13 protein-coding genes are annotated in these 15,533 nt (G+C 68.8%); 10 read left to right on the top strand and 3 right to left on the bottom strand.

Annotated features, from left to right (window positions below):
- The coding region (locus I73_RS27010) for a GGDEF domain-containing protein (protein ID WP_022980305.1) at window positions 1-1,230 on the top strand (1,230 nt) is incomplete at its 5' end.
- Here I73_RS27010 and I73_RS08975 read toward each other — a convergent pair.
- The 3 genes from I73_RS08975 to tssJ are packed head-to-tail and all read right to left on the bottom strand — an operon-like array spanning window position 1,211 to window position 4,081.
- On the bottom strand, window positions 1,211-1,990 hold the full coding sequence (locus I73_RS08975; RefSeq protein ID WP_022980304.1) for a DotU family type IV/VI secretion system protein: 780 nt from the start codon (window positions 1,988-1,990) through the stop codon (window positions 1,211-1,213). The two genes, I73_RS27010 and I73_RS08975, sit on opposite strands and share 20 nt — an antisense overlap.
- Window positions 1,991-2,013: 23 nt before the next feature.
- Window positions 2,014-3,369: a type VI secretion system baseplate subunit TssK gene (tssK, locus tag I73_RS08970; protein ID WP_022980303.1), complete on the bottom strand. Its 1,356-nt coding sequence runs from the start codon at window positions 3,367-3,369 to the stop codon at window positions 2,014-2,016.
- Between the two features lie 31 nt (window positions 3,370-3,400).
- Complete coding sequence (gene tssJ, locus I73_RS31545; RefSeq protein WP_159105868.1) at window positions 3,401-4,081, bottom strand: type VI secretion system lipoprotein TssJ; 681 nt, start codon at window positions 4,079-4,081, stop codon at window positions 3,401-3,403.
- 235 nt (window positions 4,082-4,316) lie between these two features.
- Between tssJ and I73_RS27000 the strand changes: the two genes are divergently transcribed.
- From I73_RS27000 to I73_RS08920, 9 genes are all read left to right on the top strand, one after another.
- Window positions 4,317-4,961 (top strand): M48 family metallopeptidase, encoded by a 645-nt coding sequence (locus tag I73_RS27000; protein ID WP_022980301.1) that lies wholly within the window; start codon window positions 4,317-4,319, stop codon window positions 4,959-4,961.
- A 33-nt stretch (window positions 4,962-4,994) separates the two neighbouring features.
- On the top strand, window positions 4,995-5,513 hold the full coding sequence (gene tssB, locus I73_RS08955; protein ID WP_022980300.1) for a type VI secretion system contractile sheath small subunit: 519 nt from the start codon (window positions 4,995-4,997) through the stop codon (window positions 5,511-5,513).
- A 2-nt stretch (window positions 5,514-5,515) separates the two neighbouring features.
- Window positions 5,516-7,006, top strand: a complete 1,491-nt coding sequence (gene tssC / locus I73_RS08950; protein ID WP_022980299.1) for a type VI secretion system contractile sheath large subunit — start codon at window positions 5,516-5,518, stop codon at window positions 7,004-7,006.
- A 36-nt stretch (window positions 7,007-7,042) separates the two neighbouring features.
- Window positions 7,043-7,561, top strand: a complete 519-nt coding sequence (locus I73_RS08945) for a type VI secretion system tube protein Hcp (protein ID WP_022980298.1) — start codon at window positions 7,043-7,045, stop codon at window positions 7,559-7,561.
- 119 nt (window positions 7,562-7,680) lie between these two features.
- Window positions 7,681-8,208: a type VI secretion system baseplate subunit TssE gene (gene tssE / locus I73_RS08940; protein WP_022980297.1), complete on the top strand. Its 528-nt coding sequence runs from the start codon at window positions 7,681-7,683 to the stop codon at window positions 8,206-8,208.
- Between the two features lie 29 nt (window positions 8,209-8,237).
- The gene (gene tssF / locus I73_RS08935; RefSeq protein ID WP_022980296.1) at window positions 8,238-10,085 is read left to right on the top strand and encodes a type VI secretion system baseplate subunit TssF; all 1,848 of its coding nucleotides are present in this window, start codon (window positions 8,238-8,240) and stop codon (window positions 10,083-10,085) included.
- A 7-nt stretch (window positions 10,086-10,092) separates the two neighbouring features.
- Window positions 10,093-11,160 carry a type VI secretion system baseplate subunit TssG gene (gene tssG, locus I73_RS08930; protein WP_022980295.1) on the top strand — a complete coding sequence of 356 codons (1,068 nt, stop codon included), beginning with the start codon at window positions 10,093-10,095 and terminating at the stop codon, window positions 11,158-11,160.
- Window positions 11,161-11,197: 37 nt separating this feature from the next.
- The gene (gene tssH / locus I73_RS08925) at window positions 11,198-13,846 is read left to right on the top strand and encodes a type VI secretion system ATPase TssH (protein WP_022980294.1); all 2,649 of its coding nucleotides are present in this window, start codon (window positions 11,198-11,200) and stop codon (window positions 13,844-13,846) included.
- 82 nt (window positions 13,847-13,928) lie between these two features.
- Window positions 13,929-15,533 (top strand): type VI secretion system Vgr family protein (locus I73_RS08920; RefSeq protein ID WP_022980293.1); only part of this gene is annotated, 1,605 nt, incomplete at its 3' end.

Here is a 15,533-nt window from a genome sequence, read left to right as displayed (position 1 = left end):
GGGCGAGTTGGCCGAGCTCCGGACTCGGCGCGCCTGTGGCTGCTGGCCTGCCCTGCCCAAGCACTGAGCGAGCAGCTGCAATGGCTCATCGACCAGGAATGGCGAGACGCCCCCGTGCTGTGGTGGCCCGACACGCCAGCCGGATCGGACGAGCGCGCGGCCTGCGATCTGGAGAACCTGGCCTGGCAGGCCGGGGTGGACGATGTGCTCTGGCCTCATCAGACCGAGCGGCACGGCAGACAGTTCGAACGCGCCCTGGCGAGGCATCAGTCGCACGGCGGCCTCGGTGTCGTGCTGCGTCACCGCCAGCAGGAACTCCGCGCCCTGCGGGCCAGCCTGAACAACATCCCCGCGCCCATCTTCGTGAAGGACGCCGAGGGCGTCTACACCGAATGCAACCAGGCCTTCCTGCAGTACATCGGCCTGCCCCGGCACCGGGTGGTGGGGCACACGGTCTACGACGTCGCACCGTCTGAACTGGCCCAGGTGTACGACGCGGCCGACCGGTCCCTGCTGGCTGCCGGAGGGCGGCAGATCTACGAGTCCCAAGTGCGGTGGGCCGATGGCCATCTGCGGGACGTGCTGTTCCACAAGGCCGTGTTCCACGATGCCCAGGGGCAGCCAGCCGGCCAGGCCGGGGCCATGTTCGACATCACCGAGCGCCGGACCCTGGAGCGGCAGCTGCGCCAGCAGGCGGAGACCGACCCCCTCACCGGCCTGCTGAACCGACGCAGCCTGGAGTCACAGCTCAGCTTGCGCCTGCGGCGTGCCACGGAGCAGAACGCTGGACTGGCCTTGCTGGTGTTCGACGTGGATCATTTCAAGGACATCAACGACAACCACGGCCATGCTCTGGGTGACTGCGTGTTGCGCCTCATCGCCGACGTGGTGGGCCAGCATCTGCGGTCGGATGACCTGTTCGCCCGAATGGGCGGGGACGAATTCGTCGTGGTGCTGGCCGGTGTCGAGGGTGTTCACAGCCTGGCCGGGCGCCTGCCCAGCCTGGTGGCAGCGCAGCAGCTGACCTTGCCGGACGGGCAAGGCCTGTCGGCGCAGATCAGCCTGGGCGCGGCGGTGGTGCCCGCCCGGGAACACACGGTGGACAGCGCCATCCACACGGCCGATCTGGTGCTCTACGAGGCCAAGCGCCTGGGCCGCAACCAGGGTGTGGTGATGGACACCCGCCCCAGCCCGGCGGATCGGGCCGCGGTCAAGGCAGGGTCAGCGTGAACCAGGCCGACTGCGGCGCCAGCTTCACCACGTCCGCATAGCGGGCCAGGGCGGCCTCGGTGCCGGTGTGCAACTGGTAGCGCAGGCCCAGGAAGGCCACCAGGCCCAGCAGGGCAAAGACGCTGCCCATGACCCACAGGGGCACCTCCGAACGCAGCCTGTGCTGGATCTGGTCTGGCGGTGCCCAATGGGGGGCGAAGGCACTGCGCCGACCCTGCAGATGCAGGATCTCGTCACCGACACGCGCCGTCAGGTAGCCGAGCTTCTCGGTGCCTTCCAGCGCGTACTTGCCCTGGAAACCCAGCAGCAGGCACATGTGGAACACCTCCAGGGCCTGCAGTCGCACGGTGCCCTCGCGCCGGAGTTCTTCCAACCGCTCGAAGAAGCGCTCGCCCGCCATGTGCTCGCCGAACAACTCCAGTTGCAGCGGGTTGAGCATCCAGTCCTCGCGCACCGCACCACTGCTGGTGAGCAGGATCTCGTCCAGCAGGCCGCAGAAGGCGAACTTGGCCTGGTAGACGTCGGCGGAATCCAGGCCCAGGCGCTTGGCGCCGCGGTCCACCTGCAGCAGCAGTTCCTTGACACGCTCGCGGAAGGGGCCGGCCTGGGTTGGCAACTGCCCGTTCTTGAGCAGGAAGACCATGTAGAAGCCAGGATAGAACAGGTCCATCAGCGAGCGCGGCTCGGAAGCCACCGCGGTGGGCACCGTGGCCGCACCCGAGCTGACAGGCTGGGCGAAGAGAGAGGGGGCTGTGCTCATGGGAATCAGGGGGTTCGTGAGGGTCAGGCCTCGCCGTTCAGGGCGATGAGCTCCATCTGCAGATCCGGCAGATTGCTGGGGGCGTAGATGCACAGGCTGCGGGCCTGCAGCATGCGGTCATACAGCGGCCCGCGGGGCTCAAGGGCGAAGTAGTAGGCCCCCGGGCGCACCGGAATGGCGACCGGCACCTGCGGCAGATGGGTCAGGCGCACGCCGGCAGTGGCAGTGAGCACGACCTTTTCGACATCGTCGGGGGCGCCCACCTTCAGGCGCTGCGGGATCACCTCCACCAGCTCCGACGGTGGCAGCCCGGCCTGCACGCCCAGGTACAGGCGGGTGCTGTCGCCGATCTTCTGGGAGTCCAGCCGGCCGGCGAAATACGAGGGGCGCAGCTCGTTGAGCGCGATGGCGAAGTAGCGGGTGGAGATCACCGTCTCCAACAGGTCGCGGATGATGCCGTCCAGCCGGGCGAAGGCCTGTGCGGGCGCGCTGTGGTCGTAGGCCGGCAGGTCCGTCAGGCCGTGGCTGCGCGAGAAGGTCATCAGCGCCCCGGCCAGATCCAGCAGGCGCTCGAACAGGCGCTCCGGGTGCAGGCCCGGATGGTGAAACAGGTGGGACAGGCCGGCATAGGCGCTGCTGCAGGTGTGCAGCAACCAGAACGAGGCGATGTCGCCCGAGCGGAACTCGATCACATGCTTGGAGGGCTCGCGGTGAACGCCGTAGAGCGCATCCACCTTGGCCTGGAGCATGTCCAGCGTGCGGCGCAGCAGCCCCATCAGCAGGGGCGATGCGCTGATCGACAGCACCGGCGGCGCGAAGGCCGGATCCAGCTCGAAGGAACCGGTGCCGGTGCGACGCACGCGCAGCAGCGGCAGCGAGGTGAGGTGGTCCCGGGCCTCGGTGTCGGCCACCAGGCGCAGGCGCCGGTGCAGGGTGGTCACCTCGGCCTCCACCGCGCCGGTGAACCAGTCGGTGGCGGGGTCGTGGCGCAGTTGGTAACGGGCGGCGCTGGGTCCGGCTTCCTGTCCATCACAGCTGTTGCTGCCGGTGGCACGCAGCGGTGCCAGGGCCAGGTGGTAGGTGCACTCGGACTGCCCCGCGGGCCAGCCCGACAAGGACACCGGCGGCGGCAGTTCGTCATCGGCCGGCGCGGTACAGAAATCCCCGTCCGGCAGCAGCGCATGGATCTCCTGCAGACGCAGCACGCCGTGGGCCAGGGCATCCGCATCCACCTGGCAGCGCCGGACCCCCCAGGCAAACGGACTCAGGGCCTGAGCGGTCTCTGCCAACCGCCACTCATGGTAGGCGTCCTGACGCTGGAAATGCTGGGGGCGCAGGAACAGGCCCTCTCCCCAGAGCAACTTGGAAGCACGGATCACAACAACATCCCATCCACAACAAGGGCCGATCTCAAGAACACTGCACGCCGGCCAGACGGGTCAGCTCCGGCGCCACATCCAGGGCCTGGCCACTGGCCACACTGAGGGCACAGGCGTGAACCCCCAAGGTCAGGCCGGTCTCGGCGGCTGCCTGCGCATCGAAGACATGACGCCACCGACCTTCAGCCGGGGCCCTGAACAGGGCCAGGACGCCGATGTAGCGCGTGCCCTCAGGCAGGGTCTCGGTGACCTCGTAGCGTTGCCCTGGCGTTAAGACCACTTCCCGAGAACCCAGCAAGGCATCGGACAACTCAAGGGGCAGGCGATTCTTGTCCAGCTCGAACGCCGTGGCCGGCGCTCGCTCGAATGCCTCTCGGTCCTTCAACTCGTAAATCCTTGCGACGACCGGGAGGGAATGACCACTTGTATCTGAATTTAACAAGTCTCCGGCATGCAGACGAATCACGACTCGTAACGTTTTGGGTGTCTTTTGCAAAGTGGGAACATTGCTGACATCAGGAGTTTGTAACGAAACCCTCTGCAATCCGACCATTTGTAACGCCGAATCGAGGACACCCGGTTGCGAGGATGCGCCTCCCGGGGTGCTGCAGGCCACGTTCACGAGGGAGATCAGGCTCAGCGCGCCCCATCGGCGCAAGCCGGACCACCACTGTCCCGCCGTGGAGAGAATCCCTTCGGGGACATGGGCCAAACACACTCCCAGGCTTGCGCGCATCCTCAACATAGACGAGTTTCCATGACTCAAGAAATATCCTGGCACCCGACATGCCATGCCGGCAGTCTATCGCCTGAGGTGCTCTTGCGGCAGCCCGGCTAGATCCCCCAAAAGGAGGTTTGACCGAATTTACAGACCTCCTATAGTCCGCCTGCCGAAATACCGGCACCGACGCGGAACACAAATGGTTTCGAATTTCATGGAGTTACAAATGAAGCCCGCGACGCGCATTTCCCCCCGGCACGCCTCCCTGGCCTTGGGCGCCATCGTCTGCGCCCTGCTCACTGCCTGCGCAACCCCCAACACCCCAGCCCCCACCGCCGCCCCTGTCGCCCCGACGCTGGAGTCCTACCTCGCCCAGGCCAGCCAGGCGCAGGCTGACGGACAGCGCGAGAAGGCGCGTGGCTTCTACCGCGACGCAGCCAAGGCCTACCCGACCGACAAGACCCCCTGGCTGAAGCTGGCCGAAGACTACTTCGCCGCGGGCGACTACGGCAACGCGGTGCTGGCCGGCCAGGAGGCCCTGGAACGTGATCCGCAGGACAACACCGCCAACAGCCTGCTGGCCGTCAGCGGCCTGCGCATCACCGCCGGCTCCCTGAAGGCCCTGCGCAAGGACGCCGAATACCCCGTGGGTTCCCGCGAGGAAGCCCTGGCCGTGACCCGGTCTCTGCGTGAAACGCTGGGCGAGACCGCCCTGCTGCCCATCGTGCCGCCCGGCAGCGAGCCGCCCAAGCCCAAGGTGGTGCCCAAGCGGCGCCCCGCCACGGCGCCAGCGGCCACCGCCGCACCGGCAGCCCCCCATCCGGCCCCGGCCGCCACCGCGGGTGGCAACCCGCTCGACAAGCTCAAGTGAGCCGCACCACCCCACGCAAGCAAAGGAAAGCCCATGGCCAAGAAGGACAGTGTTCAGAAGCGGCTTGAGAAGGTTCGCCCCCCTCGGGTACAGCTCAGCTATGACGTGCAGGTCGGCGATGCGATCGAGCAGAAGGAGCTGCCCTTCGTGGTCGGCGTGCTGGGCGAGTTCTCCGGTCAGGCCGACCCGGACAAGCCCCTGCCCAAGCTGAAGGACCGCAAGTTCGTCAACGTCGATCTCGACAACTTCGACGATGTGATGGCGGGCATGGCCCCCAAGACCACGTTCCGCGCCAAGAACAAGCTCAGCCCCGAAGGTGGCGAGTTCGGCGTGAACCTGGAATTCAAGTCCATGGAGGACTTCCGGCCCGAATCCATCGTCCAGCAGGTCGAGCCGCTGCGCCGCCTGCTGGAAGCGCGTACCAAGCTGTCCGACCTGCGCAACAAGCTGGCCGGCAACGAGAAGCTCGACGATCTGCTGACCGAGGTGCTCTCCAGCACCGAGAAGCTGCAGCAACTGGGCGCCGAAGCCACCCCGACCGACAAGGAGTGACCATGAGCGAAGCCCTCCTCAGCTCCGCCGCGGCCGGCGCGACCACCACCGAAGCCAGCCCGCTGCTCGACCAGATCGTCGCCCAGAGCAAGGTGGCGCGCTCGGACGTCGAGCACGCCCGCGCCAAGGACATCATCTCGGAACTCGTGCGCGAAGTCATGGCCGGCACCGTCACGGTGTCGGACAACCTCAGCGTCACCCTGGATGCCCGCGTGGCCGAACTGGACGCGCTGATCTCCGCCCAACTCAGCGAGATCATGCACCACCCGGCCTTCCAGAAGCTGGAGTCCACCTGGACCGGCCTGCACTACCTGTGCCGCCACACCTCCACCAGCGCCGGCATGAAGATCCAGGTCTTCAACGCCACCAAGAAGGAGCTGATCAAGGACTTCAAGACCGCGATCGACTTCGACCAGAGCGCGCTGTTCAAGAAGGTCTACGAGGAAGAGTTCGGCACCTTCGGCGGCGCCCCCTTCGGCACGCTGATCGGCGACTTCGACATCTCGCGCCAGCCCGAGGACATGTACTTCATCGAACAGATGTCGCACGTGGCCGCCGCGGCCCACGCGCCCTTCATCTCGGCGGCCTCGCCAGAGCTGTTCGGCCTGGAGACCTACACCGACCTGGGCAAGCCGCGTGATCTGGCCAAAGTCTTCGACACGGTGGACTACGCCAAGTGGCGCTCCTTCCGTGATTCCGAAGACTCGCGCTACGTGGGCCTGACCGTACCGCGTTTCCTCGGCCGCCTGCCCTTCAACCCCAAAGACGGCACCGCCACCGAGGGCTTCAACTTCGTCGAGGACGTCGACGGCTCCGACCACAGCAAGTACCTGTGGGTCAACGCCGCCTACGCGATGGGCGCGCGCCTGACGGCCGCCTTCGAGAACTACGGCTGGTGCGCGGCCATCCGGGGCGTCGAGGGTGGTGGCCTGGTCGAGGACCTGCCGACCCACACCTTCAAGACCGACGAAGGTGAGATCGCGCTGAAGTGCCCCACCGAGATTGCCATCACCGACCGGCGGGAGAAGGAACTCAGCGACCTGGGCTTCATCCCCCTGGTGCACTGCAAGAACACCGACTACGCCGCCTTCTTCGGCACCCAGTCGGCCCAGCGCGCCAAGAAGTACGACAGCGATGCCGCCAACGCCAACGCGGTGCTGTCGGCCCAGCTGCAGTACATGTTCAGCGTCTGCCGCATCGCCCACTATCTGAAGGCCATGATGCGCGACAAGGTGGGCAGCTTCGCCTCGGCGGCCAACATCGAGGAATTCCTCAGCCGCTGGATCCGCCAGTACGTGGTGGAGGACGACAACGCCACCCAGGAGACCAAGGCCACCTATCCGCTGCGCGAAGCCAGCATCCAGGTCTCCGAAGTGCCCGGTCGCCCCGGCACCTACCGCGCCGTGTCGTTCATCCGGCCGCATTTCCAGCTCGACGAGCTTTCCGTGTCCCTTCGTCTCGTCGCCGAGCTGCCGCAGTCCCAGAAGGGCTAAACACAACCGCTGTCATCACAAGGAGCGACAACAACCATGAAGGACATCTACGTCAAGTTCGAAGGCGCCAGCGAACTGGAAGGCGACAGTACCGACCAGAAGCACGTCAAGGAAATCGAGGTCTCCTCGTTCCAGCACTACGTGCGCCAACCCAAGTCGTCCAGCGCCTCGTCCGCCGGCGGCCACACCGCCGAGCGCACCGAGCACGGCGAAATGGTCTTCACCAAGGACATCGACAAGGCCACGTCCAAGCTGAACCGCGCCTGCTCGGCCGGTACCGTGTACCCCAAGGTCACCATCACCTTCTACCGCGCCTACGGCGGCAAGAGCGCCACCTCGACCTCGCAGTCGCGTGTGGACTACTACAAGATCGTGCTGGAAGACGTGGTGGTCTCCTCCGTGCAGACCGTGATCTCGGAAGGCGAACTGCCGGCCGAGACCTTCGGCCTGAAGTACGGAAAGATCACCTGGGAATACAAGCAGCACCGTCCGGACGGCTCGACCACCTCCACCGGGGTGGCGGGTTGGGACCTGCGCAAGAACGTCGCGGTCTGATCCCCTGCGGCCACGGCCGGGAGAGCATCCGCACGACGGTTGCCCTCCCGGTGTGAACGGGCGGCCCCAGGGCCGCCCGTTTCACTCCCGCTTCGACGCCTTCACATCCCCTGCCTGCCATGGACCTCTTCAGCCCCTCGCTGATGGACAAGCTGCTCGGCGCCGACCTGGACACGCCCACGCGCGCGCCATCGCACCGTGCGAGCTCGCCCGAAGGCGACGTTCCGCTGGCCACCAGCCCGCGCTGGACCGTGCAGCAGATCACCGATTCCGTGGCCCGCGACCTGGAAACCCTGCTCAACGCACGGCCGGGCATCGAGGCCACTGCCATGCCGGAACATCCCCTGGCCGCCCGCTCGTTGTTGACCTACGGGCTCACCGACCTGAGCGCCCTGAACGTCGCCAGCGACCGCGACCGCCTGCGCATCACCGAGGCCATCCGCCGAGCCCTGCAGGTGCATGAGCCCCGGCTGACCCAGGTCGAGGTGCAGGTGCGGCCCAGCGCCCAGGTGGGGGCTGGTCTGTGCTTTTCCATCCGCGCCCGGCTGCGCCTGGACCCGTGCACCGAGTCGGTGGCCTTCGACGCCATGCTGCAGCCCGGATCCAACCACTACGCCGTGAGCCGCCGCGACGCGCGGGCCCACTGAGCGCCCCCAAAGCAACAGAGAGATCGCTCGTGCAGGATCTTCTGCCCCACTACGAACGGGAACTGGCCTTCCTGAGAACCCAGGCCGACGAGTTCGCCCAACGGTATCCGCGCATTGCCGGCCGCCTGTCGGTCAACGGCGAGGTGCTGCAGGATCCGCATGTGGAGCGGATGATCCAGTCCTTCGCGCTGCTGGGTGCGCGCATCCACAAGCGGCTGGACGACGACTTCCCGCTGTTCACCGAAGCCCTGCTGGGGGTGCTCTACCCCCACTACCTGCGGCCCTTCCCCGCCTGTTCGATCGCCTGCTTCGAACTGGGCCCCACGGCCGCGCAGATGAGCCAGGGCCAGACCCTGCCGCGCGGCACCGCCCTGCACAGCCGGCCGTTGCGGGGCGTGACCTGCCGCTTCCAGACCACGGCGCCGGCCCAGGTGCTGCCGGTGCGCCTCAGCCAGGCCCGGCTGCAGACCACCGCCGCCGTGCCGGCCGGCACCGCCATACCGCCCACCGCCACCTCCCTGCTGTCCCTGCAGTTCGATCTGCTGTCGCCGCAGGCCAGCTTCGCCGGCCTGGGCGTGAACCAGCTGCGGCTGTACCTGGATGGCGACCCTTCGCTGGTCACCGCCCTGCGCGAAACGCTGTCCGACAAGGCTGCGGCCCTGCTCTACCAAACCCAGGCCCACGGCCCCTGGCTGTGGGAGCGCGAGGCCCGCCTGGCGCCCGTGGGCTTCGCCGAGGACGAGGCCCTGGTGGACTTCGACCAGCGCTCGCACCCCGCCTACCGCCTGCTCACCGAGTACTTCGCCTTCGCGGACAAGTTCAACTTCGTGGACCTGCCGCTGCCGGCCTCGGCCTGCGCGCAGGCCGGCCGCAGCCTGACGGTCCACATCGCCCTGGCCGGCCTGCGTCCCGACAGCCACGAGAACCGCCTGCTGGAGCTGGTGAGCGCGCGCAACCTGGTGCTGGGCTGCGCCCCGGTCATCAACCTGTTCGCCACCCGCGCCGACCCGATCCGCATCACCCACGACAAGACGCTGTATCCGGTGCTGCCGGATGGTCGCCGGGCCTTCGGCCACGAGGTCTATGCCATCGACCAGGTCTACCGCGTGCACCAGACCCCCGAGGGCGAGTCCATCCAGACCTTCAAGCCCTTCTACTCGCTGCAGCACGACGACCTGCTGCGCGAAGGCGAAGCCGCCGGACGCTACTGGTACAGCCAGCGCCAGCCGGTGTCGGCCGGCCAGAGCCCGGGCTATGAGACCGAGATCGGCCTGGTGGACCTGCAGTTCAACCCGGCCCTGCCCCAGACGGACACCCTGTCCATCGATGTGCGTGCCACCAACCGCGACCTGCCCCACCAGATGAGCATCGGCCAACCCGGCGGCGACCTGTTCGCCGAAGGGGGCGGCCCCTGGCGCGAGATCCGCCTGCTGCGCCGGCCCACGCTGACTCAGCGCTTCGAGGCCGACCATGGCGCGCTGTGGCGGCTGATCTCGCACCTGTCGCTCAACCACCTCACGCTCAGCGCCAGCGGGCTGGACGGGCTCAAGGAGGTGCTGCGCCTCTATGACCTGCCGCGCAGTCCGCACAACGAGCGGCTCATTGACGGCCTGGTGGCGGTGGACTATCGCCTGGCCCAGGCCTGCCTGCCCGGCAAGCCCTTCGCCACCTTCGTGCGCGGCACCGAGGTGCGGCTGACCGTCAACGAGCAGGCCTTCGTCGGCGGCGGCCTGCACCTGTTCGCTCAGGTGCTGGACCGCTTCCTTGGCCTGTACGCCCATCTCAACACCTTCGTGCAGCTGAAGCTGGTGTCCCAGCGCAGCGGCGAGGTCCTGGTCTGCTGCCCACGCCGCAGCGGTGACCAGGCGCTGATCTGAGGCCGGCATGAAGCGCGAGGAACCCTCCACGCTGACCGGCACGGCGCGGCTGGCCCCACAGGCCCCGGTGCAGCGCCTGCTGCAGGACCCGTCGCCGTTCGCCTTCCACCAGGCCGTGCGCCTGTTGCAACGTTGGCAGGCCCAGCCCACCGCGCCGGACGCCCCCGCGGCCCCCGAGCTGCGCTTTCGCAACTCGCTGTCCCTGGCCTTCCCGGCCAGCGAGATTGCCGCGCTGAAGACCGACGCGGCAGAAGGCGATGCGCCGCGGCGCATCGAGATCACCCCTGCCTTCGTCGGCCTGCTGGGCGTCACCGGCACCCTGCCGCTGTCCTACACCGAGCAGGTGCAGGCACGCGAGACCCAGGCCCGCGATGGCGCCGCCCGTGCCTTCTTCGACATCTTCCAGCACCGCACCGTCTCGCTGCTGCACGCTGCCTGGCGCAAGCACCGCATGGCGCTGGAGCATGAAGCGGCCCCCGGCGATGCCTTCCGCCCCCTGCTGCTGGCCCTGGCCGGCCTGGGCCTGCCCGGCCTGTCCAACCGCCTGCAGCCCGGCCAGGGCGCCGTGGCCGACGATGCCCTGGCCCACTACGCCGGCGCCCTGCAGCAGCGCGTGGTCAGCGCACCGCAGCTGCAGCGCCTGCTGGCCGACTATTTCGGCGTGCCGGTGCAGCTGCGGTCCTTTGCCGGTCGCTGGTTCCCGGTGGAGGCTGCCAACCAGAGCCGGCTGGGCCTGGGTGCGGTCACGCTGGGCCAGGACGCCCTGGTGGGCGAGCGCCTGTGGCAGCGCGATCTGCGCGTGCGCCTGACCCTGGGACCCCTCAGTCGCGCCCAGCAGGCCCGCTTCCTGCCCGGCGGGCCAGGCGCGGTGGCCCTGAAGGAGCTACTCACCCTGGCCACCGGCCTGTCGCTGGAATACGAAGTCCACCTGTGCCTGCGCGCCCGCGATGTGCAGCCCGCCCGCCTGGGCGGCGATGCCGACACCCCGGCCCAACTCGGCTGGAACACCTACCTGCTCTCCCAGCCCAGCCCGGTGGACCGCACCGAAGCGGCCTACGACATCCACGCGGCCTGAGCCCCGAACACGCCCACCGATTGCAGCCACCGTCACCATGACCAATCTGAAGACCCTGATCGCCAAGCTCGACCCCGTGTGCCGCCAGGCCGCCGAGCGGGCCGCCTCGATCACCCTGTCCCATGGCCACCACGAGGTGGACATCGAGCACCTGCTGCTGGCCTTGCTGGAGAACCCGCGCAGCGACCTGGTGGTGATCTGCCGCCGCTGGGGCGTGGCCACCGAGGCCCTGCAGGCCGACCTGCAGCGCGAACTGGCCCGCCTGCGCAACGGCAACACCCGCACCCCCGTGTTCGGCACCCGCCTGCTGACCCTGTTGGAGCAGGCCTGGCTGATCGCCTCGCTGGACACGCTGGACCCGCGCATCCGCAGCGCCCACCTGCTGCTGGCCCTGCTGACCGAACCCACGCTGAGCCAGCTGGCCCAGCGCAGCAGCCCCTGCTTCGGCCAGATGAAGGCCGACGACCTCAAGCACCGGCTGGACGCGGTGAGCGCCGGTTCGGATGAGGCCCGCCCAAGCACCGCGAGCACCGGCGCGACCGACAGTGAAGCGGCCGAGACGCCCGCCAGCGCAGGCCCGAGCGCCACGCCGGCCCTGGACCAGTTCACCACCAACCTGACCCAGCGCGCCCGCGACGGCAAGATCGACCCGGTGATCGGCCGTGACGCCGAGATCCGCCAGGCCATCGACATCCTGATGCGCCGGCGCCAGAACAACCCCATCCTGACCGGCGAAGCCGGCGTGGGCAAGACGGCCGTGGTGGAGGGCCTGGCCCTGCGCATCGCCGCGGGCGATGTGCCGCCGCCGCTGCAGGGCGTGGCCCTGCACGTGCTGGACCTGGGCCTGCTGCAGGCCGGCGCCAGCGTGAAGGGCGAGTTCGAGAACCGGCTGAAGAACGTGATCGACGAGGTCAAGAAGAGCCCGCATCCGATCATCCTGTTCATCGACGAAGCCCACACCATGATCGGCGCGGGCGGCCAGGCCGGACAGAACGACGCCGCCAACCTGCTCAAGCCCGCCCTGGCGCGCGGCGAGCTGCGCACCGTCGCCGCGACCACCTGGAGCGAGTACAAGAAGTACTTCGAGAAGGATGCCGCCCTGGCCCGCCGCTTCCAGGTCATCAAGGTGGAAGAGCCCAGCGAAGAGCTGGCCGCCGCGATGCTGCGCGGCATGGCCCCGCTGATGGAGAAGCACTTCGGCGTGCGCATCCGCGACGAGGCCATCACCGAGGCCGTGCGCCTGTCGGCCCGCTACATCACCGGCCGCCAACTGCCCGACAAGGCCATCAGCGTGCTGGACACCGCCTGCGCCAAGGTGGCCCTGGGACAGGCCGCCACGCCCGCCGCGGTGGACGACCTGCGCAAGCGGCTCGAACGGCTGGCCGCCGAGATCGCCGCACTGCAGCGCGAGGCCGCCAGCGGCAGCGACCATGCCGCCCGTCTGAGCGCCCTGCGCACCCAGCGCGACAACGGCCAGGCCGAACTGGACGCCCTGCTGCAGCGCCACCAGGCCGAGAAGGCCCTGGTGGGCGAGGTGCAGCAGCTGCGCCAGGACCTGGAGGCTGCCGCCGCCCGCGACCACACCGAGCAGGCCCCGCCCGCCACCCCGCTGCCCGACAAGCTGGCCGCCCTGGGCGCGCTGCAGGGCGAGGCCCCGCTGGTGCCGGTGGACGTGGACGGCAATGTGGTGGCCGCCATCGTCGCCGCCTGGACGGGCATCCCGCTGGGCAAGATGGTCAAGGACGACCTGAAGACCGTGCTGAACCTGCAGCCCCTGCTGGAGGCGCGCGTCATCGGCCAGTCCCACGCGCTGTCGGCCATCGCCCAGCGGGTGCGCACCAGCCGCGCCAACCTGGAAGACCCGAACAAGCCCAAGGGCGTGTTCATGTTCGTCGGCCCCAGCGGCGTGGGCAAGACCGAAACCGCCCTGGCCCTGGCCGACCTGCTCTACGGCGGCGAGAAGAAGCTCATCACCATCAACATGAGCGAGTACCAGGAGGCCCATTCCGTCTCCGGCCTGAAGGGCTCGCCCCCGGGCTATGTGGGCTACGGCGAAGGCGGCGTGCTGACCGAGGCCGTGCGCCGCCAACCCTACAGCGTGGTGCTGCTCGACGAAGTCGAAAAGGCCCACCCGGACGTGCTGGAGATGTTCTTCCAGGTCTTCGACAAGGGCGTGATGGACGACGCCGAGGGCCGCGAAATCGACTTCCGCAACACGCTGATCATCCTGACCAGCAACATCGGCTCCTCGCAGATCATGCAGGCCTGCATGAACAAGCCGGCGGCCGAATACCCCGACCCGGAGGCCCTGGCCGAGGCCCTTCGGCCTGTGCTGTACAAGACCTTCAAGCCTGCCTTCCTGGGCCGCATGAAGGTCATCCCCTACTACGCCATCGGGGACGACGCGCTGGACCGCATCATCCGCCTCAAGCTCGACCGGATCGCCACCCGCGTAGCCGCCCACCACCAGGCCGACTTCGTCTACGACGACAAGCTGGTGGACGCCGTGCTGGCCCGCTGCACCGAGGTGGACACCGGTGCCCGCAATGTGGACCACATCCTCAACGGCACCCTGCTGCCCGAGATCGCCGGCCAGGTGCTGGCCCGCATGGCCGAGGGCGAGGCGGTGCGCCGCATCAAGGTGAGCGCCGCCAAGAACGGCGACTTCAAGTACACGGTGCAGTGAGGCCGAACCCATGAGAAACAACGCCCACCATGGATGCTGACACCCTGATCGACACCGCGCTGAGCACGGCCTGTACTCTTTTTTGGGCGGGCTGACGCAAGACAGCCGGCTGCTGCGCCTGCACACGGTGCTGGGCACCGATGCTCTGTTCGCTGAGGACGTCCACGTCTGGGAAGGCATCGGCCCCCAGCAAGGCCCCAGCCTGTCGGACGACATCCCTGGCCTGGACCTGGGGCCCACCCGCGCCGGCCTGCGCCTGGTGGTGCATGCGCTGAGCACCGACGCCCACCTGGAACTCAAGCAACTCATCGGCCAGCCTGCCCTGCTGGAGCTGCTGTGCCAGGACAGCCGCAGCGAGCTGCGCCCCTGGCACGGCCATGTGGTGGCCGCGGCCCTGATGGGCTCTGACGGCGGCCTGGCCCGCTACCGCCTGGTCATCGAACCCTGGCTGGCCCTGCTGGACCGGCGTGTGGACAGCTACGTGTTCCAGGACATGACGGTGCCGCAGATCATCGACGAGGTGCTGGGCGACTACGGCGATCAAACGCCGCTGGCCCCGGCCTGGCGCTGGGACCTGGCCGACAGCAACGTCTACCCGCGGCGCAGCCTGTGCCTGCAGTACCAGGAGAGCGACCTGGACTTCGTGCTGCGCCTGATGCGTGAAGAAGGCCTGGTGGCCTGGTGGGAACACACAGGCGATGCCGACGGCACCACCCTGGGCGGCCACACCCTGGTGCTGGCCGACCACAACGCCGCCCTGGCCGCCAACCGGCAGTCCCAGGTGCGCTTCACCGCCAGCGACCACACGCTGGGCGAGGACAGCCTGACCCACTGGCGCGACCTGCAGCGCGTGAGCAGTGCCCGCGTGGCCCTGCAGAGCTGGGACCACCGCAGCCTGTCGTCCCGGCCGGTGCAGGCCGACACGGGCAGCAACGGTGCAAGCGCCCCCCTGCCCGAGCTGGCCGTGGCCGATGTGCCCGGCGCCTATGCCTACGAGGACCTGGATCAGGGTCAGCGCCTGGCCCGGGTCCAGGCCGAAGCTCTGGGCGCCCTGCAGCAGCGCGCCCTGGCCCATGGCCCCTGGCGCCGTGCCGAAGCAGGCACCACCTTCACCCTGGTGGACCACCCGCTGCACGACGGCAGCGACGACGGCCGCGACCGCTTCGCCATCCTGGCCTGCCAGCACCGCGCCCGCAACAACTTCTCGGCCGATGCCCGGGCCCGGCTGCGCGCACTGGACCGCCAACTGGCCATGGAGGCCGCCCAGGACGCCGCGGAGCGCCGTGGCGAACCCTCCAGCTCCGATCAGGCCGAGCTGGAGCGCCCCCTGCACGAAGCCGCCCTGCTGCTGCAGCCGGCCGCCTCGCCCGTGCGCATGGCCCAGGCGCCCGCAGGCGATGGCCCCGGGCGCTGGGGCACGCTCGGCGCCGCGGCGCTGCGCACGGCCCCCACGGTGGACCTCTTCGACCCCCGCTCGGCCCGCCACCTGGCCCAGCCCGATGCCCGCCTGGCCCCACGGCCCTCGGTGCACGGCAGCCAGACGGCCCTGGTGGTGGGCAGTGGTGGCCCTATCCACACCGACCGCGACGCCCGCATCAAGGTGCAGTTCCACTGGCAACGCGGCGGCAACGCCAGCCACCGTCTGATGCACCCCTCCGGTGAGAATGCCCCGGCCAGCGACGCCAGC

The organism is Ideonella sp. B508-1, from assembly GCF_000333615.1.
Lineage (GTDB): Bacteria > Pseudomonadota > Gammaproteobacteria > Burkholderiales > Burkholderiaceae_C > Ideonella.
This window is presented reverse-complemented; position numbering and strand designations above follow the sequence as displayed.

Coding starts and splice junctions, on each gene's coding strand:
- tssC (WP_022980299.1), top strand. CDS start 5,516: ATGAGCGAAGCCCTCCTCAGCTCCGCCGCGGCCGGCGCGACCACCACC.
- I73_RS08975 (WP_022980304.1), bottom strand. CDS start 1,990: ATGAGCACAGCCCCCTCTCTCTTCGCCCAGCCTGTCAGCTCGGGTGCG.
- tssG (WP_022980295.1), top strand. CDS start 10,093: ATGAAGCGCGAGGAACCCTCCACGCTGACCGGCACGGCGCGGCTGGCC.
- I73_RS08945 (WP_022980298.1), top strand. CDS start 7,043: ATGAAGGACATCTACGTCAAGTTCGAAGGCGCCAGCGAACTGGAAGGC.
- I73_RS27000 (WP_022980301.1), top strand. CDS start 4,317: ATGAAGCCCGCGACGCGCATTTCCCCCCGGCACGCCTCCCTGGCCTTG.
- tssH (WP_022980294.1), top strand. CDS start 11,198: ATGACCAATCTGAAGACCCTGATCGCCAAGCTCGACCCCGTGTGCCGC.
- tssB (WP_022980300.1), top strand. CDS start 4,995: ATGGCCAAGAAGGACAGTGTTCAGAAGCGGCTTGAGAAGGTTCGCCCC.
- tssE (WP_022980297.1), top strand. CDS start 7,681: ATGGACCTCTTCAGCCCCTCGCTGATGGACAAGCTGCTCGGCGCCGAC.